Below are 24,458 nucleotides of genomic sequence, written 5' to 3' on the forward strand. Positions count from 1 at the left end.
GTGGAGAGCCCTGCGCAGCAAAAGGCCCCGCCCCGGACCGCGATCGGGTCCTGGGCGGGGCCGGTGGAGCGGGCGGGAGGTCAGCCGAAGGTGAGGCCGCGCAGTTTGTCGGGGTTGCGCAGGATGTAGACGCAGGCGATGCGTCCGTCGCGGATGTCGATCTGGAAGACGGAGTCGACCTTGCCGTCGACCAGGGCGACCAGCGCCGGGCCGCCGTTGACCTCGGCGAAGCGGATCCCGAACGCGTCCCCCGCGCCTTGGGAGATCGCGACCAGGAATCGCCCGATCTTGTCGGCGGTCTCCATGATCCGCAGCGGGGCCTTGGACTTGCCGCCGCTGTCCCCGACGAGCCTGACGTCGGGGGCGAGGAGGGCGAGCAGCCCTTCGAGGTCGCCACTCGCGGCGGCGGCGAGGAACCGCTCGGTGAGGTCGCGCCGTTGGGCCGGGTCCACGTCGTAGCGCGGCCGGCCCTCGTCGACGTGCCGGCGGGCGCGTCCGGCGAGCTGGCGGACGGCGGCCTCACTGCGGTCGAGGGCGGTGGCGATCTCCGCGAAGGGGAAGCCGAAGGCCTCTCGCAGGACGAAGACGGCGCGTTCGAGCGGGGAGAGCGACTCCAGGACGACCAGGAGCGCGAGGGAGACGGAGTCGGAGAGCAGTGCGCGCTCGGCGGTGTCGGGCACGGACGGCCCGAAGTCGGTGACGATCGGCTCGGGCAGCCAGGGGCCGACGTAGGACTCGCGGCGGGACTGGACCTGGCGGAGCCGGTCGATGGCGAGCCGGGTGGTGATGCGGACGAGGAAGGCGCGGGGCTCGCGGACCTCGGAGCGGTCGTCGGCGACCCAGCGCAGCCAGGCCTCCTGCACCACGTCCTCGGCGTCGGCGGCGCGGCCGAGCATCCGGTAGGCGACGCCGGTGAGCATCGCGCGGTGCTCTTCGAACAGGTCGGTGGGGTCGGTCAGGGTGTCGGTCGGCACGGTTCCATCCCAGCTCACGCCACGGCCCCTGTCCAGTTTCGGGCCCTGCTCTTGAACTCGACTCTACTCACGGGTAATTGTTGCTGACAGGGTGTCTCAGGGGTTTTCCACGACAGGAGCAGCCGATGTCCGCACAGATCTCTTTCCCGGTGGAGTCCCCCGGCGGGCCGCACACGGTGACCGTCGCGTACGAGCGCAGGGGCCGGGGCGAGCCGCTGCTGCTCCTCCACGGGATCGGCCACCACTGGCAGGCCTGGGAGCCGGTGCTCGACGTCCTCGCGACCGAGCGGGACGTCATCGCGGTCGACCTGCCCGGCTTCGGCGCCTCCCCCGCCCTGCCCGAGGGGTTCGGGTACGACTTGAGCACCGTGGTGCCGGTGCTCGGCGCCTTCTGCGCCGCGCTCGGCGTCGAGCGCCCGCACGTGGCGGGCAACTCCCTCGGCGGGCTGCTCGCCCTGGAGCTCGGCCGCGAGAAGCTGGTGCGCTCGGTGACGGCCCTCTCCCCCGCCGGGTTCTGGTCGGAGGCCGAACGGCGCTACGCGTTCACGACCCTGCGCGCCATGCGGGGCGCCGCGCTCGCGATGCCCGTCCCGCTGATCGAGCGCCTCTCCCGCAGCGCGGGCGGGCGCACCGTCCTCACCAGCACCATCTACGCGCGCCCCGGACGCCGTTCACCCGAGGCGGCCGTCGCCGAGACGCTCGCCCTGCGGGCGGCGACCGGCTTCCACCAGACCCTGGCGACCGGCGGGGGCGTCCTCTTCACCGACGACGTCCCCGCCGTGCCCGTCACCGTGGCCTGGGGCTCCCGCGACCGGCTCCTCCTGCGCCGCCAGGGCGTGCGGGCCAAGCGGGTCATCCCCGGCGCGCGCCTGGTCCGGCTGCCGGGCTGCGGCCACGTCCCCATGAACGACGACCCGGCCCTGGTCTCCCGGGTGATCCTCGACGGCAGCCGCACCGGCGCCTGATCCCGTCCGCGAGAACAGGCCCGTGCCCAGGGCCGCCCCGGCCCCCACGAGGAGGCTCCCGGCAGCCTGCGGCAGGCCGAAGGAGCCGTGCGCGACGGCGGCTGCCGTCACGGCGGCGGCCACCGGGATGGCACCCGTGCAGAGAGTGGCCCTCTCCATGCCGATGCGCTGGACCCCCATGTAGAAGAGGACGAAACCGACGACCGTCGCCAGCGCCGCCTGCCACACCAGGGCGCCGGTCTCGACCGCCGTCGGCAGGCGCAGGGCGGCACGGCCGTCGACGACCAGGCCGATCAGCGCCGACTCCACCGCGGCCACCCCGCACACCACCGCCGTCAGCAGCTTCGGCCCCAGCGGGCGCAGCACCGGCACCGCCAGGACCGTGAAGCCGACCTCGCCCGCGAGGGCCGCCACCGACCAGCCCAGGCCCGCGAGGTCGGTGCGGCCCCAGCCCTGGACGGTGAAGGCGCCCCCGGCTACGAGCAGCGCGCCGAACAGCACCGGCCGGGCGGGCCTGCGGCCCTCCGTCAGCGGCACCAGGACCGCGACCACGACCGGCGCGCAGCCGACCAGGACGCCGGGCACGGCGGGCTCGGCGGTCCGCTCTGCGGCCAGGACGGCCAGGTTGAAGCCGACCATGCCGACGGCCGCGACCAGAGCTACCCGCAGCCACTGCCGCGCGGTGAGGGCACGCAGCGGCCCGAGGGCGCCGCGGCCGAGGAGGGGGAGCAGGAGGAGGCAGGCGGCGGCGTAGCGCAGCGCCTGCCCGCCCGCGTAGGGGTAGGCGCCGAGCAGGCTGTTGGCGGTGAAGGAGGCGCCGACGAGGGCGTAGGCGACGGTCACCAGGAGGGCGCCGCGCAGGGAGTTCGCAATCATGGTCCCGACGCTAGGAAGCGGCGCTCTCCGCATTAAGGTCCACTTCCATGACGCCATCGGGGACCACTTGGGGCGCGGACCGGGGGGACGTCATCGGAACCGTCCCCTCCGCCGGTGTCCCGCAGCCTGCCTGGGAGGTGCTCCTCCCGGCGGCCGGCGCCCCCGCGCGGGGGCGCGGCCGGGCACTCCAGGAGGCGCTGCGGGAGGCGGTGCGCACGGGCCGGCTGGGCCCCGGCACCCGGCTGCCGTCGAGCCGCGCCCTCGCCGCCGACCTCGGCGTCTCGCGGGGCCTGGTGACCGAGGTGTACGAGCAGCTCACCGCGGAGGGCTACCTCCGCAGCGACCGGGGCTCGGGCACCTGGGTGGGCGGCGCGGCGCGTTCCGCCGCGCCGGGCGCGCGGGACCTGGCGCCACGCGCGCCGGGCGTGCGGGTGGACTTCCGTTCCGGCACACCCGACCTGGCGCTCTTCCCGCGCGCCGCGTGGGGCGCCGCCCAGCGGAGGGTCCTCGCCGAACTCGCCCACCGGCAGCTCGGCTACCCCGATCCGCGCGGGCTGCCGGAACTGCGCGCCGCCCTCGCCGCGCTCCTCGCGCGCAGGCGCGGGGTGGTGGCCGATCCCGAGCGCCTGGTGGTGTGCTCGGGCGTGGCGCAGGCCGCCACGCTGCTGGGTTTCGTGCTGCGGGCGCGCGGGCTGCGCACGGTGGGGGTCGAGGATCCGGGGAGCCCCGAGCACGCCCGCCTGTTCGCCTCGACGGGCGTGGACACGGTGTGGCTGCCGGTCGACGAGGAGGGCCTGGAGCCGGGGCCGCTGGCCGCGTCCGGGGTGCGGGCGGTGGTCGTGACGCCCTCGCACCAGTTCCCCTCCGGGATCGCCTACTCGGCACGACGGCGGGCCGAACTCCTCGACTGGGCGCGGTCGGTGGACGGCTTCGTCCTGGAGGACGACTACGACGGCGACTTCCGCTACGACCGGGCCCCGGTGGGCGCGCTCCAAGGACTCGACCCGGAGCGGGTGGCGTACGCGGGCTCGGTGAGCAAGTCGCTCGCGCCGGGACTCCGCCTGGGCTGGATGCTGGTGCCGGAGGTCCTGCTCGACGAGGTGGTCGAGCGCAAGCGCACCATGGACCTCGGCAATCCGGCCCTCGACCAGGCCGTCCTCGCCCGCTTCGTGACCGGCGGCGGCTACGACCGTCAGCTGCGCCGGTGCCAGCGCGCCTACCGCGAGCGCAGGGACGCCCTGGTGGCCGCCCTGGAGCGGCACTTCCCGGGCAGCAGCGTCAGCGGCATCGCGGCGGGCCTCCACCTCATCGCCCACCTGCCCGCGCGGCACGGCCCGACACCACGCCTCCTGGACCGCGCCCGGGCGGCGGGCGTGGCCCTGCGCTCCCTGGAGGAGCACGGCACGGCACGCTCCTCGGACGGGACGGTCCGGCTGGTCCTCGGGTACGCACATCTGACGCCGGGGGAGATCGCGCTGGGGGTGGGGCTGCTGGCAGGGGGAGGGCAGGGATGACGGGCGCGGGCGGGCATCGGGGTGGACGGGCGTCGGGGGGACGGGCGTCGGGGGGACGGGCGTCGGGGGGGGGACGGGCATCGGGGTGGACGGGCGTCGGGCCGGACAGGCGTCAAGCCGCCCGCCCCGTCCCGTTGTTCACGTGGGGTTCGACTTCGCGCCTCCCCCGGGCACTAGGCATGGGGGCGGCCCATCCCGCCGAGTCCCCGGAGGCGCTTCGATGTCCCACCGCACGCCCGCATCTTCCCCCGCACGCCGTACGGTCCTGCGTGGATCGCTCGCCGCTTCGGCCGCCGCCCTCAGCGTCGGCGGCGGCGCCTTCGCGAGCCCGGCGCTCGCGCTCTCCGGGCGCCCCTCGGCCGCGTGGGGCGTGCAGGCCGGTGACGTGACCGCGCACACGGGCCTGGTGTGGGTCCGTTCGGACCGGCCGGCCCGCATGATCGTCGAGACCTCGTCCGGCGAATCGTTCCGCCGCGTCCACCGCCACTACGGGCCGCTCCTTGGCCCCGGCACCGACTTCACTGGCACCACCGCGCTGCGCGGACTCCCGGCGGGCGAGCAGATCCACTACCGGGTGACCCTGGCTGACCCGGACGACCCGCGCCGTACGGGCGAGGCCGTCACCGGCACCTTCCGCACGGCGCCCGAACGGCGCCGCGACGGGGTGCGGTTCCTCTGGTCGGGCGACATCGCGGGCCAGGGCTGGGGCATCAACCCGGACATCGGCGGCTTCCGCGCCTACGAGGAGATGCGCCGGCTGGACCCGGACTTCTTCCTGTGCAGCGGCGACACCATCTACGCGGACGGCGTCATCCAGCCCAGCGTCACGCTGCCCGACGGACGCGTCTGGCGGAACGTCACCACGCCCGAGAAGTCGAAGGTCGCCGAGACCCTGGACGAGTACCGCGGCAACTTCCGCTACAACCTCCTCGACCACAACGTGCGCGCCTTCAACGCGCAGGTGCCGTCCCTCGTGCAGTGGGACGACCACGAGGTCCGCAACAACTGGTACCCCGGGCAGATCCTGGACGACCCGCGCTACACGGAGAAGGACGTCGACGTCCTCGCGGCCCGCGCCTCGCGGGCGTTCGGCGAGTACTTCCCCGTCTCCACGCTCCACGCGCGCGGCGCCGAGCGCCGGATGAACCGGGTGGTGCGGTACGGCCCGCTGCTCGACGTGTTCGTGCTCGACATGCGCTCGTACCGCAACGCGAACTCGCCGGGTCGGCAGGCCGACGACACCACCGGCATCCTCGGCGCGGAGCAACTGGAGTGGCTGAAGCGGGAGCTGAGCCGCTCGCGCGCGGTGTGGAAGGTGCTCGCGGCGGACATGCCGCTGGGGCTCGTGGTCACGGACGGCGCCACCGACTTCGAGGCGGTCGCGCAGGGCGACCCGGGCGCGCCGCTCGGCCGCGAGCTGCAGATCGCCGAGCTGCTCCGGTTCATCAAGCACCGGCGGATCACCGGCACGCTGTGGCTCACGGCGGACGTCCACTACACCTCGGCGCAGCACTACGCCCCGGAGCGCGCCGCCTTCCAGGACTTCGCGCCCTTCTGGGAGTTCGTGTCCGGACCGCTGGCGGCGGGCGGCTTCCCGGCGAACAAGCTGGACGCCACCTTCGGCCCCGACCGGGTCTTCGTACGGGCGCCGGAGCGGGCCAACCTGTCGCCGATGGAGAGCCCGCAGTACTTCGGCGAGGTCGACATCGACGGCGACAGCGGGGAACTGACGGTCCGCCTGCGTGCCGAGGGCGGCACGGTGCTGTTCAGCAAGGTGCTCCAGCCGGGCCGCGTCGGGCAGTGACACCGCGGCGTACGGCCGGTCGGTCCGGTCCCTGAGCAGAATGGCGGGACCGCCCCGCAGCGGAGGCCGGACGGCCTCGAAGTGCCTGGTCAAGGGCGGTCGGAGACGATTGTCAGTGGCGGGTCCTACGGTCGTTCTCATGACGCGATCCGTACAGGCGCTCGCCTACGCACGCCCTTCCGCCCTGGAGTCCCTGGGCTCCGGCCGGCTGCTCGGACTGGAGACCTCGGGGGGCCTCACGCCGCGCGGCGCCGAGGCCCGTCCCCGGTTCTTCGCGGGCTTCCTCAGCTCGCCGCAGATCGCCGCGCGCGGCCTGCTCGCGGTCGCCGACGTGGCCGCGGCCCGCTACTACCAGCGGATACGGCCGGCGTCGCTGGACCCGGTGGTGACCGGCAACGGCGACCGGCTGCGCTTCGAGTCCTTCTCGGGCTGCGGAGGGGTGTACGCACGCCTGGACGTGCTGAGCGCGGGCCTGGACGGCGCGGAGACCGGCCACGGCACGACGAACGTGGACGTGAACAACCCGCTGCGCGAGGCCCTTTCCCGGATCACCGGCGACGACCCCCTGCATCTGCGCGTCGGACCGGACGAGTTGACGGTCACCACGCTCGACGGCCCCGTCGTGGAGAAGAAGGTGCCGCTGCCGGACCGCTGGCTGCGCGGCTTCGCCGAGGCGCAGGTCGCCTCCGCCGGCTTCGACCTGCGCGCGGAGCTGTCGGGCGCCGAGGCGGTGCGCTTCCTGCGCTCGCTGCCGCGCTCGCAGGCCCGGGGCGGCGCCCCGCTGTGGGTGGTGCAGTCCGGCCGGACGCTGCGGCCCACCACGCGGCCCCTCCCGGGCGCGGTCTGCCTGGCCGGACCCGACCGGCTCGTCGCCCTGGAGCGGGTGCTGCGGCACGCGACGGCGCTGCGGGTGTACGGGCCGGTGCCGGACGGCGCGCCCGCGCCGAGCGCCTGGGAGGTGGAGCTGCCCGGGATGCGGCTCACCCTGACCCTGTCCCCCGACTCGGCGCGCGGCTTCTCGGGCGAGGGCGGCGTCCTGGAGGCGCTGGCCACGGACGAGGCCGCGGGCGACGCGGAGCTGGTCTCGGTGCTGCTCGCCTGGGAGCCGCGGATCGACCCGGCCGACCTGGCCGAGCAGGCGGGCCTCTGCGTGGACCGGGTCCGGGCCGCGCTGACCCGGCTCGGCACGGCCGGGCGCGTGGGGTACGACGTGGCCGACGCGGCGTACTTCCACCGGGAGTTGCCGTACGACGCCGACCGCGCCGAACGGCACAACCCGCGTCTGGTCGACGCACGCGCCCTGCTCGCCCACGGCGCGGTCACCCTCGACGGCGAGCTGGCCACGGTGGTCTCGGCGGACCGGCGCTACCAGGTACGGGAGTCGACGGGCGGGCGGCTGAACTGCACCTGCGCATGGTGGGCGGAGTACCGGGGACGGCGGGGCCCCTGCAAGCACGCGCTCGCCGTGCGGATGGCCCGACGGGGCGGGGGCGTCGGCACGCCGGATCACACCGAGGCCGCCGGTACGGCGGTCTCCAGCACGGGAGGTGCGCGATGACGCGGATCGGTACGGACATGCACGCGGGTGCGGACGCGGGCCCGGGCCCGGCGACCGCCACCGCGACGGCGCCCTCCGCGCAGGTCGAGCAGCTGCTCGACGCGGTGCGCCAGGGGCGGCGTGGCGATGTGCCCGGTCTGCTCAAGGCGCTTGACGCGGCCGGGCACAAGGCGGCGGTCCCCGAGCTGAAGCGGCTCCGCAAGGAGGTCCGCGGCTGGGACTGGGGGCGGTGGCGGGAGCAGCAGCGGGTGCGGGGCGCGCTGCGGCTCGCGGGCGCCGGCTGCATCACGGGGGCGGCCGGCGCCGCGGAGTGGATCGGCGGGCGCGACTTCCAGGAGTGGGGGAACGAGGGCGGCGCGGTGCTCGGCGTGCTCGCGCACCGCGACCACGCGTGGCTCACGGAGGTGGCCCGGAGGCTGGCGGAGCGGCCGACCCTGGCGGAGGAGGAGTACGGTCTGGTGCACGGGCTCGTCCTGCTGACCGGCTGCCCCGCGCCCGCCACCGACGCCTATGTCCGCGGCTGGACCGCGGACATGAGCCGCCGGAACCTCGTGGCCAGCCTGCGGCAGGACCCGCAGACGCCGGTCCTCGTCCCCCGCCTCCTCGACCTGACCGAGACCCCGGACGCGGTCGCCTGGCAGTCCGCCGCCGGTTCCGAGGACCAGCGCTCCCACTGGCCCAGCGCGCTCGCCGCCCTCGCGGGCGAGGGGCTGCTCGACCGGGCGGAGCTGGTCGACGCCTGTGTGGCCCGGCTGCTGCGGGGCGGCCGGCCGCGCGATCTGCGGCTGCCGCTCGCCCTGCTCCAGGTCGTCGGGGCCACGGAGGAGGAGCGACGGGCACGGATCCCGGACTGGCTCGGCATGGTGGCCGACGGCCCTTCGCCGGTGGCCGCGCACGCGCAGGAGGTGCTGGCGGGGCTCGCCCTCGACGGTGCCCTGCCGGTGCGGGAGCTGGCGGAGATGTCCGGCTCGGTGCTGTTCCGCACCGAGAAGAAGCTGGTGCGGGCGCAGTTGACGCTGCTGTCCAAGGTGCTGCGCCAGGCGCCGGGGGCGGCGGCGGAGCTGCTGCCGGTGGTGATGGACGCGTTCGGGCACGAGGACACGGCGATCCAGGAGCGGGCCCTGAAGCTGGTGGGCCGCCATCTCGCCGGTGTGGACGAGCAGGTCCGCGAGGAGCTGGCCGGTGCGGCGGTGCTGCTGAGCCCGGTGCACCGGGCGGCGGCGGTCGAGCTGTTCGGAGCGGCGGCGGAGGGCGACGCGCTCCCCTATGAGGAAGTGCTGCCGCCGGTCCCGGAGCCGCGCACGGTGGCGCCGACGGCCGGGAGCATCGCCGAGCTGATCGAGGATCTGGTCACCGTCGTGCGGCGGCCCGGCGAGCCGGAGGAGTTCGAGCGCGCCCTGGACGGTCTCGTACGGCACGCGCACGGGGACCGGGCGGCGCTCACGACGGCGGTGCGGGAGACGTTCGGCGACGCGCACTGGATGAACGGCGGGGACCACTTCGCGTACGGCCCGCAGGGGATCATGGTGGTGATCGCCGCTCTGACGGGGACGGCGCGCGTGTCGCGGATCGCGGACGGGCGTCGTCGGGGTACGGCGTCGTGCGGTCACGCGGGGCCCACCGGGGTGGTGGAGGCCCGGCTGTGGGAGGCCGCGTGGCTGGTCGCCTCGTCGGCGCCGGTGCCGTTCCTGCTGGCGACGCCGACCCTGCACACCGGTGCGATCGACGCCCCGGTGCTGGTCGAGCGGTTGCGGGAGTACCGGGACGCGGGGGTCGAGCCCGCCCCCGTCGACCTCGCCCAGGCGCTGCTGCGGGTGCGGAGGTCCGGTCCCGGGGTGTCCGCGGCCGCCGAGGGGGCGGCGGCGCTGGGCACCCGGGCGGGCGAGCGGCTCGCGGCGTGGCTGACGGCCGACGTCTCGCTCGCGCCCGGGGTGCGCTTCCTGGACCGGGGGCCCGACATCCGCTCCGGGCGGTGGTGGCTGGCGGACCGGGTCGTGGTGGCGTTCCGGGAGCGGCGGACGATACGGGAGGAGTTCCCGCCGCCGTTCCAGTGGCTGGGCGGCGAGTCCACCGAGGTCGCCCGCCGGTGCCGCCACTGGTCGGGGCAGCACCCGCACTGGCCGGGCGTGCTGCCCCAGGACCGGGAGACGCTGGCGGTGTGGCTGCTGCCGGAGGTGGGGAACGGGTCCGAGTGGGACGCCCGGGGCTCGGCCTGGGGGCTGACCCCGCTCGCCGAGGGCGAGGGGCCGGTGGGTCCCGCCGTCCATGTCGCGCTCGCCGTGGGCCTCGGCGGCCGGCACGCGGAGGACCGGCTGACCGCCGTCGACGCGCTCCTGGTGCTCGCGGCCCGGGGCGGATTGGACGCCGCGGCACTGGGCGGTCGGCTCGGGCTGCTGCTGGCCGAGGGGACGGTGAAGCCGAACCGGCTCGCGGACGCGTCCCGCACGGCGGCCGCGACCGGGGCGTACGGGACGGTCTGGTCGGTGCTCGGCGTGCTGCTGCCGGGGCTGCTCGCCGCGCCGAAGCCGCCGCGCGGGCTCGGGGAGCTGCTGGCGGTGGCCGCCGAGTGCGTCGAGCGGTGCGGGGCCGGGGGCACGCTGCCGGGCCTCGCGGAGGCGGCGGCGCGGGCGGGATCCTCGCAGGCGGTGGTGCAGGCACGGCGGCTGCTGAGCGCACTCGGACAGGGAGCCGATCAGACCGCGTCATAACCTGTCGAAACCAGCCACAAAGCCAGCAGATCGGCACTTAACCCGTCGGTCACAAAGCGTTCGTGATCACGCAACACCGCTGGGTCACAGTGAGGTCATGGACTCCATGAATCCCCGCAAGAACGCCCGCCACACCCACCGCTGGCGACACGACGTGATCGAGCTGGCCGCGATGTTCACCGCCGTGGTGGTGGCCGATTCGATCGCCAAGACCATCGCCAAGGGACCCGACGGTCCCTACCTGCTGGTCTTCTCGGCGATCGCGCTGGTCGCCACCGCGGCCTTCCACACCTGGTGGGCACGGCGCCACAGCCATGCGCCGCCCGCCGACGATCCCGGCAGCGGGGAACACCCGCCGCCGTCCACCGCCGGGGCCGGTCCCGTGGAGGAGTCCGCGGGCACGGCCCTGTGGCGGATGCGGACCACGGTCCGCGACACCCCGGGCAGCCTCGCCGCGCTGTGCTCGGTGCTGGCCCGTCACGGTGTCGACATCCTGACCCTGCAGACCCACCCGCTCGCCGACGGGACCGTCGACGAGTTCCTGCTGCGGGCGCCCGCCGGTCTGGAGACCGCCACCCTCACCCGGGCCGTCGCCGCGGCCGGCGGCAGCGACACCTGGACCGAGCGGGCCGACGCCCACGACCTCGTGGACACCCCGACCCGGCTGCTCGGCCTCGCCACCCGCACCGCCCTCGACTCGGCCGAACTCCCGCTGGCACTGCGCCAGCTGCTCGGCCGGTGCACCCTCCACTCGGTTCCCGCCGTCTCCCTCAGCGGCCGCCCCAACGGCGAGATCGCCCCGGTGGAGGGCGTCCTGGAGGAGACCAGCATGCGGCTGCGCGACCCGAACGGCGGCACGCTGGTCATCGAGCGGCCCTACCTGCCGTTCACCCCGACCGAGTTCGCCCGCGCCCGGGCGCTCGTCGAGCTCGACGCCCGCCTCGGCCCGCGCGTCCCGCGCGGCCAGGACGTCCTCACCCTGCCCGAGGGCAACGCGATCACGGTCCGGCGCGCCGACCAGCGCGACCTGGCCGCCGCGCGCGCCCTGCACGACCGCTGCTCCGAGCGGACCCTGCGGCTGCGCTACCACGGTCCCGTCGGCGACGCCGACCGCTACCTCGACCACCTGCTCAGCCCGCGTTTCGGCCGCACCCTCGCGGTGCAGACGGCCTCCGGCCGGATCGTCGCCCTCGGCCATCTGCTCTGGGACGGCGACGAGACCGAGGTCGCCCTGATGGTCGAGGACGACTGGCAGCGCCGCGGCATCGGCGCCGAACTCCTCGGCCGCCTGGTGGCGATGGCCGAGGAGGGCGGCTGCGACAGCGTCTACGCGGTGACCCAGTCCTCCAACACCGGGATGGTCGCCGCCATGCGCGGCCTGAACCTGCCGCTGGACTACCAGATCGAGGAGGGCACGCTGGTCGTCACCGCCCGGCTGGACGGCCGGTCCGCGGACCGGCGGGAACCGGCTCCGCGCCCGGAGCAGCGGCCGGCCGGTCGCTGAGCGCCCGGGTCAGGTCCCGCCACAGGTCCTCGACGTCCTCCAGCCCCACCGACATCCGCAGCAGCCGGTCACCGATCCCGCCGGACCTGCGGTCCGCGGCCCCCACGATGCGGTGGCTGATCGAGGCCGGGTGCTGGATCAGGGTGTCGACGCTGCCCAGGCTCACCGCCGGCGTGATCAGCCGCACCGAGGCGATCACCTCGTGGGGGTCCCCGTACACCTCGAAGGCGACCATCGCCCCGCCGATCCTCGGATAGTGCACCCGCGCGATCCGCGGGTCGGCGGCCAGCCTGCGGACCAGCTCCGCCGCCGTCGAGGAGGCCGCCCGCACCCGCACCGGCAGCGTGGCCAGACCGCGCAACAGCAGGTAGCCGGCGAGCGGGTGGAGCACCCCGCCGGTAGCGAACCGCACCTGGCGCAGCCCCCGGGCGAACTCCTCGTCGCAGGCGACGACCCCGCCCATCACGTCGCCGTGCCCGCCCAGGTACTTGGTGGCGCTGTGCAGCACGACGCGCGCGCCCTGCTCGGCGGGCCGCTGGAGCACCGGGGTGGCGAAGGTGTTGTCGACGAGCAGCGGCACCGAGCCGCAGGAGTGCGCGAGGGCCCGGACGTCGACCTCGGCCAGGGTCGGATTGGCCGGCGACTCGACCATCACCAGGCCGGTGTCCGGCCGGATCGCGTCGGCGACGCCCGCCGGGTCGGTCCAGGTCACCTCGGTGCCGAGCAGCCCGGCGCTGAGCAGGTGGTCGCTGCATCCGTACAGCGGGCGGACGGCCACGACGTGGCGCAGCCCGAGGCTCGCCCGGCTCAGCAGGACGGCGCTCAGGGCCGCCATGCCGCTGGCGAAGGCGACGGCGGATTCGGTGCCCTCCAGTCGGGCCAGCGCGGTCTCGAAACGCGCGGTGGTCGGGTTGTCGAGCCGGGCGTAGACGGGCGGGCCGTCGGGCCGGGCGCCGGTGGCGGCGAAGGCGTCGATGCGGGCCGCCTCCGCCCGGGTGTCCGCCGAAGGGTAGGTGGTGGACAGGTCGATCGGAGCGGCGTGCAGGCCGAGTCCGGCGAGGTCGTCGCGTCCGGCGTGCACGGCTTCGGTGGCCAGCGCCCGTGCCGGGTGGGCCGCGCCGCCGGGGGTGACCGGTGCCAGGGGTTCCATGGGGGTGTCCATGGGCGGCACTGTGAACGGATACCGGCGCGTAGCGGGAAATCGCCGTGCTACGTTCGGCCGATGGCCGATTCCGTCGTACTGGACACGGTCGATCTGCACATACTTCGCCTGCTGCAGAACGACGCCCGGACCACCTACCGTGAGCTCGCCTCCGAGGTCGGCGTCGCGCCTTCCACATGCCTCGACCGGGTGGCCCGACTGCGTCGCTCCGGAGTGATCCTCGGTCACCGCCTACAGCTGAATCCGGCCAAACTCGGCCGGGGTCTCGAAGCGCTGCTCCTGGTCCAGGTCCGCCCGCACCGGCGCGAACTCATCGGCCCGTTCGTCGAACGCATCCGCGCGCTGCCGGCGTCGAGGGCCCTGTTCCATCTCACCGGGCCCGACGACTACTTGGTGCACGTGGCCGTCGCCGACCCCGCCGACCTGCAGCGTCTCGTCCTGGACGAGTTCACCTCGCGGCGCGAGGTGGCCCGGGTCGAGACCCGGCTGATCTTCCAGGAGTGGGAGTGCGGCCCCCTGCTGCCCCCGGTCCCGAGCGCTCATTTGTCAGCCGACTGAGATCGATTGAGGGTGACGCGGAGAGCTCGCACGGGCGAGGATGAGTCCCATGCCAGAGACTTCCAGCATCGTGCTTCCCCGTCAGGTCGCCGACGAATACGTCGACGCACTCATCGAACTCGACCCGATCACCGGTACCTACCTGGGAGTCAAGGAGAGTTCGGGTCGCCTCCCCGACTTCTCCCCCGCCGGCCAGGAGGCCATGGCCGACCTCGCCCGTCGCACCCTCGCCCTCCTCGACGAGGCCGAGGGCCGGCCCGGTGCCGAGGACGAGGCGGAGCGGCGCTGCGCCCGGCTGCTGCGGGAACGGCTGAACGCCCAGCTCATCGTGCACGAAGGGGACGAGGGCCTGTGCGCGGTGAGCAACCTCCGCTCGCCCGCGCACAGTGTGCGCCTCTCCTTCACCATGCTGCCCACCGAGACCGAGGAGGACTGGACTGCGGTCGGCCGGCGGCTGCGCGCGGTCCCCGGGGCCCTGGCGGGCTACCGCGCCTCGCTCGCCCTCGGTCTGGAGCGCGGGATGCTCGGCGGTCCGCGCGCCACCGCCACCTTCGTCGGACAGCTCACCGAGTGGGCGGGCGCGGGCGGCACCGGCGAGAACGGTGAACCGCGGGGCTGGTTCGAGGGGTTCGCCTCGGCCGCCGACGAGCCGGTCGGCAAGGAGCTGCGCACCGAGCTGGTGGAGGCGGGCGCGGGCGCCGACCGGGCCGTCGTGGAGCTGCGCGACTGGATGCGCGACGTGTACACCCCGGCCGTGGCCGGCGCTCCGGACACCGTGGGCCGTGAGCGCTACCGCCGCTGGTCGCGCTTCTTCAACGGCACCGACCTGGACCTCGACCAGGCCTACGCGTACGGCTGGTCCGAGTACCACCGGCTGCTCGGCGAGATGCGCGGCGAGGCCGAGCGCATCCTGCCCGGCGCGGGCCCCTGGGAGGCGCTCGCCCACCTCGACGAGCACGGCACCCACATCGAGGGCGTCGACGAGGTGCAGGCCTGGCTGCAGCAGCTCATGGACGAGGCGATCAAGTCCCTGGACGGCACCCACTTCGAACTCGCCGAGCGGGTGCGCCGGGTGGAGTCGCGGATCGCCCCGCCCGGCGGTGCCGCCGCCCCGTACTACACCGGCCCGTCCGAGGACTTCACGCGCCCGGGCCGCACCTGGCTGCCGGTCGACGGGCAGACCCGCTTCCCCGTGTACGACCTGGTGTCGACCTGGTACCACGAGGGCGTCCCCGGGCACCACCTGCAGATCGCGCAGTGGGCGCACGTGGCCGACCGGCTCTCCCGCTACCAGGCCACCATCGGCAAGGTGAGTGCCAACACCGAGGGCTGGGCGCTGTACGCCGAGCGCCTGATGGACGAGCTCGGCTTCCTCGGCGACGCGGAGCGGCGGCTCGGCTACCTGGACGGCCAGATGATGCGTGCCTGTCGGGTGATCGTCGACATCGGCATGCACCTGGGGCTGGAGATCCCGGCGGACTCGCCGTTCCACCCGGGCGAGCGCTGGACGCCGGAGCTGGCGCAGGAGTTCTTCCAGCGGCACAGCAGCCGTCCGCCGGCCTTCGTGGAGAGCGAGATGACCCGCTACCTGTCGATGCCGGGCCAGGCCATCGGCTACAAGCTGGGCGAGCGGGCCTGGCTGCTGGGCCGGGCCAACGCGCAGGCGGCGCACGGCGACGCCTTCGACGCGAAGGCCTGGCACATGGCCGCCCTGTCGCAGGGACCGCTCGGCCTGGACGACCTGGTGGACGAGCTGTCCCGGCTCTGACCGGCATGCGCCGGCCGGACGGTCCGAAGCAGGGGAAGTCCCCGGGGTTCGCTTGCGCTCCCGGGGATTTCCCTGCAAGGTCACGCCCATGACCAGCGGATACATCCCGGACGCCACGGACTGGCGGATTCTCGATGCCCTCCAGGAGCAGGGCCGGGCCAGTTTCGCCGAGCTCGCCCGCGCGGTGTCCATGTCGGCCTCGGCGGTGACCGAGCGGGTGCGCCGCCTGGAGGAGGCCGGAGTGATCGCCGGGTACACGGCGGTCGTCGACCAGGAACGGCTCGGTCTGCCGATCCTCGCCTTCGTGCGGCTGCGCTACCCGAACGGCAACTACAAGCCCTTCCACGACCTCGTCGCGGCCACGCCCGAGATCCTGGAGGCGCACCACGTGACGGGCGACGACTGCTTCGTCCTCAAGGTCGCCGCCCGGTCCATGAAGCACCTGGAGGAGATCTCCGGGAAGGTGGGCACGCTCGGCTCGGTCACCACCAGCGTGGTGTACTCCTCGCCGCTCCCCCGGCGCGCGATCAGCCGCTGAACGCGTCCCCTCCGGTTCGGAGCCGGACCGCGGAGCCGTGCCGGTCCTTGACGACCTCCAGCTGGGCCGGGATGCGGCGGCGCAGGTCGCCGACGTGGCTGACGATGCCGACGCTGCGGTCCCGCTCGCGCAGCGAGTCCAGGACGTCCAGGACCTCGTCGAGGGTCTGGTCGTCGAGGCTGCCGAAGCCCTCGTCGATGAAGAGGGTGTCGAGCCGGATCCCGCCGGCCTCGTCGGTCACGACGTCGGCGAGGCCGAGGGCGAGCGCGAGGGAGGCGAAGAAGGTCTCGCCGCCGGAGAGGGTTGCGGTGTCGCGCTCGTTGCCGGTCCAGGCGTCGACGACGTGCAGGCCGAGGCCGGCGCGCCGGCCGCCGCTGCGGGCGTCGGAGTGGACCAGGGTGTAGCGGCCGGAGGACATGCGCTGGAGCCGGGCGGTGGCCGCGGCGGCGACCTGTTCGAGGCGGGCGGCGAGCACGTACGACTCCAGGCGCATCTTGCGCTCGTTGTCGGCGGAGGTGCCGGCGGTGAGGGCCGCGAGCCCGGCCACCCGCTCGTACTCCTCGCGGAGTGGACCGAGGCGGCGGGACTCGGTGTCGGCCTGCCGGGACAGCCGGGACAGTTCGGCACCCCGGTCGCGTACCGCGGCGAGGGCGGCGGCGGCCTCCCGCAGCGCGCGCTCGGCGACGACGTGGACCGTCCCGGCGGCCCGCGGGTCGGCCGGCGGGAGTCCGGCGGCGGCCGCGGTGGCGGGCTCGGCGAGCCGGTCGGCGACGGCGGCGGCCTCGGCGTCCCAGGCGTCGACCCGCTGCTGGAGCCCGCGGCGGGCGGTCTCGTCGAGCAGCGCGGCGGCGGCCTCGGCCGGGGTGTCGAAGCCGTTGCGGAAGGCGGCGTCCGCGAGCCGGGCGTCGGCCTGCTTCAGCGCGCTCGCCGACTGCTCCGCGGCCCGTACGGTCTCGGTGGCCTCGATCAGCAGGGCGATGCGCCGCTCCAGGACCGTGGCGTACGCCGCGACGCTGCCGGACTCGCCCCTGGTGCGGTCGAGTTCGACCTCCAGGGCGCTGTGCTGCTGCTCCAGCGCCTCGCGCCGCGAGGTGCGCGCGGCGACCCGGCGCTCGGCCTCGCGCTGGGCGACGCCCCGCTCCTCGTACTCCCGCTCGGCTCGGGCCAGCGCCTCGCGGGCGGCGTGGGTCTGCGCGGCGAGGGCGTGCGCCTCGGCGTGCTCGCGGGTCAGCTGCTCGACCTGGTGGGCGAGTTCGGCGACGCTCGGCCCGGCCGCGGGGTCGGCCGAGGGACCGGTGTCCGGACCGGTGTCCGGGGCGAGGGCCTCCCGGGCGGCCGCCTCCCGGGCCTCGGCGGTGGCGGCGACCGCGGTCTCGGCCGTGGTGCGCGCCTCGTCGGCGCGGGTGTAGGCGGCGTACGCGGCGTCCTCGGCGGCGCGGTCCACGTGGTCGGCGGTGGTGCGGGCCGGGTCCGGGTGGGCGGCGGAGCCGCAGACCTGGCAGGGGGCGCCGGGTTCGAGGGCGGCGGCCAGCTCGGCCGCGATGCCGCGCAGACGCCGGGACTTGACGTCCAGCCAGCTCTCGTGGGCCTCGTTGCGCCGCTCGCGGGCGGTGGTGAGCCGGTCGCGGGCGGCGGCCAGCTCACGGGTCAGGTCGTCGCGGCGGCGGGCCGCGGCGAGCCGGCGGCGGGCGGGGTCGAGGCGGCCCGCGAGGTGCTCGGCCCGGGCCGTGGCGTCCTGGGCGTCCTCCACGCGCCGCTGGAGCCCGGCGCGGTGCGGCTCCCAGCCGGCCTGCCAGTCGGCGGCGTCCTGGAGGAGCTCCTCGTCGGCGCGTGCCTCCCGCTCCAGGGTGGCGCGCTCGGCGGCGAGCTCGGCGCTGCGGAGCTCGGCCCGGCGGGCGGACTCCAGGCCGCCGCGCTCCTCGCGCAGACGCCGCTCCCGGGCGGAGAGCTCTTCGGCACCGGCCTCGGCGAGCTCCGCGGGCAGGCCGGACCGGACGCGGCCGAGGGCGGCGGCCGCCGCGCGGTGCGCCCGCTCGGCGTCCTCGCGCAGCTCGAGCGCGGGGGCGACCCGGTCGGCCTTGAGGGAACGGTCCAGGGCCTCCTGCCACGCGTCGCGCCGGGGGCGCCGCTCGGCCAGCTCCTCGCGGCGGCGGACCGCGTCGGCGTGCCGGGTCTGGCGGTCGGCGAGCTCCCGGGCCGCGTCGAGCGCCGCGCGGGCGCCGGCCTCGCGCCGCTCGGCGGCGTCGAGGCGCAGGGCCGCGATGTCGAGGTGCTCGCGGGCCTCGGTGCGGGCGAGGGCGGCCCGGGTCCTGACGGACTCGGCGAGGCCGGGTTCGCCGGGGCGTTCCGCGACGGCGGCGCCTCCGTCACCGGCGGCCTGGGCCATCCGGTGGGCGAGCGCCAGCAGCCGCTCGTCGCCCTCGCGCACCTCGTGCTCGGCGGACCGGCGCAGCTCGGCGAGGCGTTCCTCGACGGCGGCGAAGCGGCGGGTGTCGAAGAGGCGCCCGAGGAGCCGGCCACGGGCCTCGGCGTCGGAGCGCAGGAAGCGGGCGAAGTCGCCCTGGGGCAGCAGGACGACCTGGCAGAACTGTTCGCGGCTCATGCCGAGGAGCTGGGTGATCTCCTCGCCGATCTCCTGGTGGGACTTGCTGAGGCCGGCCCACTCGCCGGTCTCGGGGTCGTACTGGCGGAGCCGGCTCTGGGCCCTCTCGGTCGTGAAGCCGCCGCCCCGCATCTTGGGGCGCTGCTGGGCGGGCCGGCGGGTGATCTCCAGGCGCCGCTCGCCCACGGTGAGTTCGAGGGTGACCTCGGTGGACAGGCCGAGGGGGGCGTGGTCGCTGCGGAGGCTCGTGCCGGGGGCCTGGCGGGCGCCGGGGACGGCCCCGTACAGGGCGAAGCACACGGCGTCGAGGACGGAGGTCTTGCCCGCGCCGGTGGGGCCGTGGAGGAGGAAGAGCCCGGCCGTCGACAGGGCGTCGAAGTCGATCTCCTGGGTGGTGCCGAAGGGCCCGAACGCGGTGATGGCCAGGCGGTGCAGTCTCACCGGTCGCTCACCTCGCGCTGGGCCGCGTCCACCCGGACGGCGTCGAAGGCGCCGTACAGGACCGTTCGTTCGGCGCCGTCGGGGCCGGTGCCGCCGCGTACGTGGGCCACGAAGTCCTCCGCGATCTGCCGGTCGTCGCGGCCCCGGAGCCGCCGGGCGTAGGAGACGACGGGGTCGCCTTCGGTGCGCTCGGGTTCGAAGACCAGGTGGAGGGTGTGCGGGAAGCGCTCGGCGAGCCGGGCCATGGGCTCGGCGGGGCGCACCGGGTCGGTGAGCGTGGCCTCGACCCAGGACTCCTCGTGACGGGTGAGGCCGGGGTCGGCGAGCAGGTCGTCGAGCCGGCCCCGGATCCGGGCGAGCGGCCGGGGCACGGGGCAGTCGACGCGCTCGGCGGTCTCGACGGCGCCGTCGGCTCCGAGGTCGATCAGCCACATGGTCTTGCGGTGGTCGGCCTCGGAGAAGGAGTAGGCGAGCGGCGAGCCGGAGTAGCGGACCCGGGGGGTGAGGGTCTGGCTGCCGTGGAGGTGTCCGAGGGCCACGTAGTCGACGCCGTCGAAGACTCCGGCGGGGACGGAGTCGACCCCGCCGACGGTGATGTCGCGCTCGCTGTCGCTGGCCTCCCCGCCCGCGACGAAGGCGTGCGCGAGGACGACCGAGCGGGTGCCTTCGGGGCGGCTCGCGAGGTCGGCGCGGACCCGGTCCATGGCGGCGGAGAGCACGGCCTCGTGACCGGCCTTCTCGGCGCCGAACTGCTCGCGGACCAGGGCCGGTTCGAGATAGGGAAGTCCGTAGAGGGCGACGTCGCCGTGGGCGTCGGCGAGGACGACGGGGGTGCCGGCACCGGCCGGGTCGGTGCGCAGGTGGATGCCGGCGCGCTCGATGAGTCCGGCGCCGACGCCGAGGCGGCGGGCCGAGTCGTGGTTGCCGGAGATCATGACGGTGGGCACCCCGGCGTCGGCGAGCCGGTGCAGCGCGGTGTCGAAGAGCTCCACGGCGGTCAGTGGGGGCACGGCCCGGTCGTAGACGTCGCCGGCCACCAGGACGGCGTCCACGGCGCGCTCGCGCACCGTCGCCACCAGGTGGTCGAGGAACGCGGCCTGGGCGTCGAGCAGGGCGACCCGGTGGAACGACCGTCCCAGGTGCCAGTCCGACGTGTGCAGAAGCCTCATGACGCCCGAGCGTATCGGTGGGGTACGACAGCGGCGGCGCGCTCGTGCGGGGCAGGCGGCCGGGGCTCACGCATCGCCGTACGCCTCTCCCCCGAGCTCGAACCCGGCGCTGCCCGCCGTCACGTCGGCGAGCCAGGCGGTGAACTGCGTCACGTCCGCGTCGGGCAGTCCGATCTCGATGGTGACCTCGGCCCCGTAGCTCACCTCGCGGACGGACCGCCCGGTGGCGCGCAGGTCGTTCTGCAGCTTGCCCGCGCGCTGGTGGTCGACGGTGACGGTGGCGAGCCGGTAGCGGTGCCGGGTGACGGTTCCGAGCTCGTCCAGGGCCTCGCCGACGACTCCTCCGTACGCGCGGATGAGGCCGCCCGCGCCCAGCTTCACGCCCCCGTAGTAGCGGGTGACCACGGCGGCGACGTAGCGCATCTCACGGCGCAGCAGCATCTGCAGCATGGGCACGCCCGCGGTGCCGCCGGGTTCGCCGTCGTCGGACGCCTTCTGGACGGAGGCGTCGGCGCCGACGACGTACGCGAAGCAGTTGTGGGTGGCGGTGGGGTGCTCGCGGCGGATGCGCGCGACGAACTCCTGCGCCTCTTCCTCGGTGGCGACGGGTGCGAGCGCGCAGAGGAAGCGCGATCGGTTGATCTCGGACTCGTGGACGCCCTCGCCGGCGAGCGTGCGGTACTGCTCCTGCATCCCGCCAGCCTAAGCGCCCGGGCCGGGAACACCGTCCCGGCCGTCTCGGTTGCAGCCTCTGGAAGACGCAGCAGACCCGATGCGCCAGGAGGCGGAGCATGTACGGCAGCCCGGAGACCATCCGCAGGATCCTCACGGAGAGCGGCGACACCTGGGCCGTCGTCGGTCTGTCCAACAACCGGGAGCGGGCCGCCTACGGGGTGGCCCGGACGCTCCAGCGCTTCGGCAAGCGGGTCGTGCCGGTCCACCCGAAGGCGGAGACGGTCCACGGGGAGCAGGGGTACGCGTCGCTGGCCGACATCCCGTTCCCGGTGGACGTGGTGGACGTCTTCGTGAACAGCGAGCTGGCGGGCCCGGTGGCGGACCAGGCGGTCGCGGTCGGCGCCAAGGCGGTGTGGTTCCAGCTCGATGTCGTGGACGTCGAGGCGTACACCCGGACCCGGGAGGCGGGTCTGGAGATGGTGATGGACCGCTGCCCGGCGATCGAGATCCCGCGCCTCGGCTGACCTCCGGGCCTCGTGCCCCGAGGCCTGAGGGACCCGGAGCCCGAGGGACCCGGAGCCTGAGGGACCCGGAGCCTGAGGGACCGGGAGCCTGAGGGCCTCAGGCCTCCAGGCCGAGCCCCTCCAGGACGACCGCGCCGGGCAGCTCCGCGAAGGCCTTGCCCGGAACGAGCAGCTTGCCGCGCCGGCGTCCGCTGCCGACCAGGACCCAGGGGAGGTCCACGACGGTGGCGTCGACCAGGACCGGCCAGACGGCGGGCAGGCCGATGGGGGTGATTCCGCCGTACTCCATGCCGGTCTCGCCCGTCGCGGTGTCCATCGGCGCGAAGCTGGCCTTGCGGGAGCCGAGCTGCCGGCGCACGGCGCCGTTGACGTCGACCCGGGTCGCCGAGCGCACCACGCACGCGGCCAGGGTCGTCGTCTCGCCCCGCTTGCCGGCGACGATCACGCAGTTGGCGGAGGCGTCGAGGAGCTCCGGCCCGTGGTGCTCGACGAAGACGGCGGTGTCGGCGATGGCCGGGTCGGTGTCGACGTAGAGGATCTCGTCCGCGGGGACGCTGCCCTGCCAGGCGCGCACGGCGGCGGCGACCGGTGCGGTCAGCCGCTCCAGGCACTCGGGGGCGGGCCGGGCGTCGTCGAAGTCTCCGATGGGTGCGCGCATGGCGGCACGCTAACAACTCCGCGCACCCGGAGGGATGTGCGTCTCAGGGTACGAACGGGGCTCAGCGCACGGGCGGGATGGACACCGCCAGGGTCATCTGGACGGTCCGCTCGCCGTCGTTGCGGTAGGCGTGCGGCACGTTGCCCTCGAAGGCGGCGGAGGTGCCGGCCGGGAGGGCGTGCTCCTCGCCCTCGACGACGAGGGTGAGCGTCCCCTCCGTGACGTGCAGGAGCTCGGTGGTGCCGTCGGGGTGCGGGTCGGATGCGGTGCCGTCGCCCGGCATCAGGGTGTAGGACCACAGCTCCAGGGGGCCGCGGGCCTCGGTGCCGACCAGGAGCGTGGTCTGGCTGCCGGTGGAGGTCGACCACATGCGGACGGCCTGGCCGGGCGGGACGAGACGGACCTGCGGGCCCTGCTCGTAGTCGAGGAGCGTCGTGATGGAGACGCCGAGGGCGTCGGCCAGCTTCACGGTGGTGCCGACGCTGGGGTTGGTACGGGCCTGCTCGATCTGGATGATCATGCCCCGGCTGACTCCCGCCCGGGCGGCGAGCGCGTCCAGGGTGAAGCCGCGCTCATTGCGCCAGCGCTTCAGGTTCCGGGCGAGCGACTGCGTGAGCTGGTCGAGGTCCGACACATTCCGTCCAATATTTTGAATGACAGAGTTCAATACACTGCACTACCGTGTGATGCACCCGATTGTTCACTGCACTGTACTGCGAGGAACCCCTCATGACCGCCCTGACGGCCGTCTTCGCCCTGGCCACCAGCCTGCTCTGGGGGCTCGCCGACTTCGGCGGCGGACTGCTCACCCGGCGCTTTCCCGCCCTGACGGTCGTCGTGGTCTCGCAGAGCCTCGCCGTGCTGGTCCTCGGCTCCGTCGTCCTCGCCACCGGCGCCTGGCACGAGGCCGGGCCCCTGCTCTGGTACGCGGTCGCGGCCGGCGTGGTCGGCCCCGCGGCCATGCTCGCCTTCTACAAGGCCCTCGCCCTCGGCCCGATGGGCGTGGTCTCCCCGCTCGGTTCGCTCGGCGTCGTGGTCCCGGTCTCCGTCGGGCTGCTCGTCGGCGACCGGCCGGGGATCGCGCAGTTCGCCGGGATCGCGGTGGCCGTGCTCGGCGTCGTCCTCGCGGGCGGCCCCGAGCTGCGCGGGGCGCCGGTCCAGCGGCAGGCGGTGCTGCTGACCCTCGTCGCGGCCTTCGGCTTCGGCGCGGTGATGGCCCTCATCGCCGAGGCGTCCACCACCCTGACCGGCCTCTTCCTCGCCCTCTTCGTCCAGCGCGTCACCAACGTGGCCGTCGGCGGCGGCGCCCTGTGGCTCTCCGTCCGGCGCGGCGGACGGGCGCTGCCCGAGGGCGGCGGCGGCCTGCGGGCGGTCTGGGCGGTCCTCCCGGCGCTGGCCTTCGTGGGCCTCGCCGACGTCGCCGCCAACGGCACGTACGCGCTGGCCGCGCAGCGCGGTCCGGTCACCGTCGCCGCGGTCCTCGCCAGCCTCTACCCGGTGGTGACGGCGCTCGCGGCCCGCGGGGTGCTCAAGGAGCGCCTGCGGGCGGTGCAGGCGGCGGGCGCGGGCCTCGCCCTGGTCGGCACGGTGCTGCTCGCGACGGGCTAGGACGGCGGCGGGGGAGGACAGGTCCCCGCCCGGGCCCTCAGCTCTCCAGGTCGGCCAGGTCCTTCAGCTCGTCCGGGTCGAGCGCGGCCAGCGCCGCCAGTTGGTCCGCCGTCATGCCGGCCGGGATCGCGCGGGGGGCGGGCGTGCGCAGGGGCGGCTGCCAGCCCTTCTCCGGGTCGTAGGAGCGGACGACCTTCGCGGGCGCGCCCGCGACCACCGCGTGGTCGGGCACCTCGCCCCGTACGACCGCGCCGGCGGCCACCACGACGTTGCGGCCGATGCGGGCGCCGGGCAGGATCACCGCGCCCGTGCCCAGCCAGCAGCCGGGCCCTATGACGACCGGCTCGGAGCGGGGCCACTGGCGTCCGACGGGCACGTCCGGGTCGTCGTAACTGTGGTTGGTCGAGGTGATGTAGACGTACGGGCCGCAGTAGGTGTCGGAGCCGATGGTGATCGGCGCGTCGGCGATCACATGGCTGCCGCGGCCGAGGACGACGCCGTCGCCGAGCGTCAGCACGGTGTCCTCGCCGAGGTCCAGGTCCGGCAGCATGCCGGCGGTCAGCGTGACCTGCTCGGCGATGATGCAGCAGGCCCCGATCTCGATCCAGCGCTCGCCGAAGACCGTGCCCTGGGGGAACGCGAGCCGGGTGCCCTCGCCGATGCGGCGGAACCGCAGCCGTCCGGGGTGCTCGGCGGTGACGGCGCCCGCCTGCTGGATCCGCCGCCAACCGCCCTGCAGGGCGCGGGCGACGACCCGGCGCCGCCAGGCGCTGAGCGAGGAGAACGTGTTTCTGTTCCGGGGCACCCGGACACCGTAGTCGGCGGCGTCGTGGCTGATCAGTGCGGTGCGCT

General features: G+C 75.1%; 19 protein-coding genes and 1 pseudogene. 11 read left to right on the plus strand and 9 right to left on the minus strand.

Annotated features, from left to right (window positions below):
- Nucleotides 1-80: 80 nt before the first annotated feature.
- Complete coding sequence (gene sigJ, locus OG309_RS05905) at nucleotides 81-974, minus strand: RNA polymerase sigma factor SigJ (protein WP_329418729.1); 894 nt, start codon at nucleotides 972-974, stop codon at nucleotides 81-83.
- A gap of 125 nt (nucleotides 975-1,099) precedes the next feature.
- Between sigJ and OG309_RS05910 the strand changes: the two genes are divergently transcribed.
- Nucleotides 1,100-1,939 carry an alpha/beta fold hydrolase gene (locus tag OG309_RS05910; RefSeq protein ID WP_329418731.1) on the plus strand — a complete coding sequence of 280 codons (840 nt, stop codon included), beginning with the start codon at nucleotides 1,100-1,102 and terminating at the stop codon, nucleotides 1,937-1,939.
- A 39-nt stretch (nucleotides 1,940-1,978) separates the two neighbouring features.
- Here OG309_RS05910 and OG309_RS05915 read toward each other — a convergent pair.
- Nucleotides 1,979-2,872, minus strand: a pseudogene (locus OG309_RS05915) (EamA family transporter); the annotation flags it as partial.
- Here OG309_RS05915 and pdxR point away from each other — a divergent pair.
- From pdxR to OG309_RS05940, 5 genes are all read left to right on the plus strand, one after another.
- Complete coding sequence (pdxR, locus tag OG309_RS05920) at nucleotides 2,863-4,329, plus strand: MocR-like pyridoxine biosynthesis transcription factor PdxR (protein ID WP_329418733.1); 1,467 nt, start codon at nucleotides 2,863-2,865, stop codon at nucleotides 4,327-4,329. The pseudogene OG309_RS05915 and the gene pdxR sit on opposite strands and share 10 nt — an antisense overlap.
- 220 nt (nucleotides 4,330-4,549) lie before the next feature.
- A complete protein-coding gene (locus tag OG309_RS05925; RefSeq protein ID WP_329418734.1) occupies nucleotides 4,550-6,133 on the plus strand; it encodes an alkaline phosphatase D family protein in 1,584 nt (527 codons plus the stop codon).
- A gap of 139 nt (nucleotides 6,134-6,272) precedes the next feature.
- Nucleotides 6,273-7,691: an SWIM zinc finger family protein gene (locus OG309_RS05930; protein ID WP_329418736.1), complete on the plus strand. Its 1,419-nt coding sequence runs from the start codon at nucleotides 6,273-6,275 to the stop codon at nucleotides 7,689-7,691.
- Nucleotides 7,688-10,399, plus strand: a complete 2,712-nt coding sequence (locus OG309_RS05935) for a DUF7824 domain-containing protein (RefSeq protein WP_329418737.1) — start codon at nucleotides 7,688-7,690, stop codon at nucleotides 10,397-10,399. The genes OG309_RS05930 and OG309_RS05935 overlap by 4 nt, the downstream gene beginning before the upstream one ends.
- 106 nt (nucleotides 10,400-10,505) lie before the next feature.
- Nucleotides 10,506-11,903: a GNAT family N-acetyltransferase gene (locus OG309_RS05940; protein ID WP_329428169.1), complete on the plus strand. Its 1,398-nt coding sequence runs from the start codon at nucleotides 10,506-10,508 to the stop codon at nucleotides 11,901-11,903.
- On the opposite strand, the gene OG309_RS05945 is transcribed toward OG309_RS05940, so the two are convergent.
- On the minus strand, nucleotides 11,824-13,065 hold the full coding sequence (locus OG309_RS05945; protein ID WP_329418739.1) for a trans-sulfuration enzyme family protein: 1,242 nt from the start codon (nucleotides 13,063-13,065) through the stop codon (nucleotides 11,824-11,826). The two genes, OG309_RS05940 and OG309_RS05945, sit on opposite strands and share 80 nt — an antisense overlap.
- Before the next feature lie 60 nt (nucleotides 13,066-13,125).
- Between OG309_RS05945 and OG309_RS05950 the strand changes: the two genes are divergently transcribed.
- From OG309_RS05950 to OG309_RS05960, 3 genes are all read left to right on the plus strand, one after another.
- Nucleotides 13,126-13,623, plus strand: a complete 498-nt coding sequence (locus tag OG309_RS05950; protein WP_329418741.1) for an Lrp/AsnC family transcriptional regulator — start codon at nucleotides 13,126-13,128, stop codon at nucleotides 13,621-13,623.
- A gap of 49 nt (nucleotides 13,624-13,672) precedes the next feature.
- Nucleotides 13,673-15,391 carry a DUF885 domain-containing protein gene (locus OG309_RS05955; protein WP_329418742.1) on the plus strand — a complete coding sequence of 573 codons (1,719 nt, stop codon included), beginning with the start codon at nucleotides 13,673-13,675 and terminating at the stop codon, nucleotides 15,389-15,391.
- An 88-nt stretch (nucleotides 15,392-15,479) separates the two neighbouring features.
- Entirely contained in the window at nucleotides 15,480-15,929 is a 450-nt protein-coding gene (locus OG309_RS05960) for an Lrp/AsnC family transcriptional regulator (protein ID WP_329418744.1), read from the plus strand.
- Here the strand turns inward: OG309_RS05960 and OG309_RS05965 are convergent.
- From OG309_RS05965 to OG309_RS05975, 3 genes are all read right to left on the minus strand, one after another.
- Nucleotides 15,919-18,972 carry an SMC family ATPase gene (locus OG309_RS05965; RefSeq protein ID WP_329418745.1) on the minus strand — a complete coding sequence of 1,018 codons (3,054 nt, stop codon included), beginning with the start codon at nucleotides 18,970-18,972 and terminating at the stop codon, nucleotides 15,919-15,921. The two genes, OG309_RS05960 and OG309_RS05965, sit on opposite strands and share 11 nt — an antisense overlap.
- On the minus strand, nucleotides 18,969-20,141 hold the full coding sequence (locus OG309_RS05970) for an exonuclease SbcCD subunit D (protein WP_329418746.1): 1,173 nt from the start codon (nucleotides 20,139-20,141) through the stop codon (nucleotides 18,969-18,971). Before OG309_RS05970 ends, OG309_RS05965 begins: the two co-directional genes overlap by 4 nt.
- A gap of 66 nt (nucleotides 20,142-20,207) precedes the next feature.
- Entirely contained in the window at nucleotides 20,208-20,834 is a 627-nt protein-coding gene (locus OG309_RS05975; RefSeq protein ID WP_329418747.1) for a YigZ family protein, read from the minus strand.
- Between the two features lie 98 nt (nucleotides 20,835-20,932).
- Here OG309_RS05975 and OG309_RS05980 point away from each other — a divergent pair, with 98 nt between their 5' ends.
- Entirely contained in the window at nucleotides 20,933-21,340 is a 408-nt protein-coding gene (locus tag OG309_RS05980) for a CoA-binding protein (RefSeq protein ID WP_329418749.1), read from the plus strand.
- A 97-nt stretch (nucleotides 21,341-21,437) separates the two neighbouring features.
- Here the strand turns inward: OG309_RS05980 and OG309_RS05985 are convergent, their stop codons facing one another.
- Complete coding sequence (locus OG309_RS05985) at nucleotides 21,438-21,998, minus strand: YbaK/EbsC family protein (protein ID WP_329418750.1); 561 nt, start codon at nucleotides 21,996-21,998, stop codon at nucleotides 21,438-21,440.
- Nucleotides 21,999-22,059: 61 nt separating this feature from the next.
- Nucleotides 22,060-22,632, minus strand: a complete 573-nt coding sequence (locus OG309_RS05990) for a helix-turn-helix domain-containing protein (protein WP_329418752.1) — start codon at nucleotides 22,630-22,632, stop codon at nucleotides 22,060-22,062.
- 104 nt (nucleotides 22,633-22,736) lie between these two features.
- Here OG309_RS05990 and OG309_RS05995 point away from each other — a divergent pair, with 104 nt between their 5' ends.
- Nucleotides 22,737-23,606, plus strand: coding sequence for a DMT family transporter (locus OG309_RS05995; protein ID WP_329428170.1), 870 nt, complete (start codon nucleotides 22,737-22,739; stop codon nucleotides 23,604-23,606).
- A 37-nt stretch (nucleotides 23,607-23,643) separates the two neighbouring features.
- On the opposite strand, the gene OG309_RS06000 is transcribed toward OG309_RS05995, so the two are convergent.
- Entirely contained in the window at nucleotides 23,644-24,411 is a 768-nt protein-coding gene (locus tag OG309_RS06000; RefSeq protein WP_329418753.1) for an acyltransferase, read from the minus strand.
- Between the last annotated feature and the right edge of the window lie 47 nt (nucleotides 24,412-24,458).

The organism is Streptomyces sp. NBC_01268 (assembly GCF_036240795.1).
Lineage (GTDB): Bacteria > Actinomycetota > Actinomycetes > Streptomycetales > Streptomycetaceae > Streptomyces.

What these genes read in the sequence shown, in the direction of transcription:
- OG309_RS05975 (WP_329418747.1), bottom strand. Translation starts at nt 20,834, where the DNA reads ATGCAGGAGCAGTACCGCACGCTCGCCGGCGAGGGCGTCCACGAGTCC.
- OG309_RS05980 (WP_329418749.1), top strand. Translation starts at nt 20,933, where the DNA reads ATGTACGGCAGCCCGGAGACCATCCGCAGGATCCTCACGGAGAGCGGC.
- OG309_RS05955 (WP_329418742.1), top strand. Translation starts at nt 13,673, where the DNA reads ATGCCAGAGACTTCCAGCATCGTGCTTCCCCGTCAGGTCGCCGACGAA.
- pdxR (WP_329418733.1), top strand. Translation starts at nt 2,863, where the DNA reads ATGACGCCATCGGGGACCACTTGGGGCGCGGACCGGGGGGACGTCATC.
- OG309_RS05950 (WP_329418741.1), top strand. Translation starts at nt 13,126, where the DNA reads ATGGCCGATTCCGTCGTACTGGACACGGTCGATCTGCACATACTTCGC.
- OG309_RS05940 (WP_329428169.1), top strand. Translation starts at nt 10,506, where the DNA reads ATGAATCCCCGCAAGAACGCCCGCCACACCCACCGCTGGCGACACGAC.
- OG309_RS05945 (WP_329418739.1), bottom strand. Translation starts at nt 13,065, where the DNA reads ATGGACACCCCCATGGAACCCCTGGCACCGGTCACCCCCGGCGGCGCG.
- OG309_RS05925 (WP_329418734.1), top strand. Translation starts at nt 4,550, where the DNA reads ATGTCCCACCGCACGCCCGCATCTTCCCCCGCACGCCGTACGGTCCTG.
- OG309_RS05970 (WP_329418746.1), bottom strand. Translation starts at nt 20,141, where the DNA reads ATGAGGCTTCTGCACACGTCGGACTGGCACCTGGGACGGTCGTTCCAC.
- OG309_RS05910 (WP_329418731.1), top strand. Translation starts at nt 1,100, where the DNA reads ATGTCCGCACAGATCTCTTTCCCGGTGGAGTCCCCCGGCGGGCCGCAC.
- OG309_RS05930 (WP_329418736.1), top strand. Translation starts at nt 6,273, where the DNA reads ATGACGCGATCCGTACAGGCGCTCGCCTACGCACGCCCTTCCGCCCTG.
- OG309_RS05960 (WP_329418744.1), top strand. Translation starts at nt 15,480, where the DNA reads ATGACCAGCGGATACATCCCGGACGCCACGGACTGGCGGATTCTCGAT.
- OG309_RS05985 (WP_329418750.1), bottom strand. Translation starts at nt 21,998, where the DNA reads ATGCGCGCACCCATCGGAGACTTCGACGACGCCCGGCCCGCCCCCGAG.
- OG309_RS05935 (WP_329418737.1), top strand. Translation starts at nt 7,688, where the DNA reads ATGACGCGGATCGGTACGGACATGCACGCGGGTGCGGACGCGGGCCCG.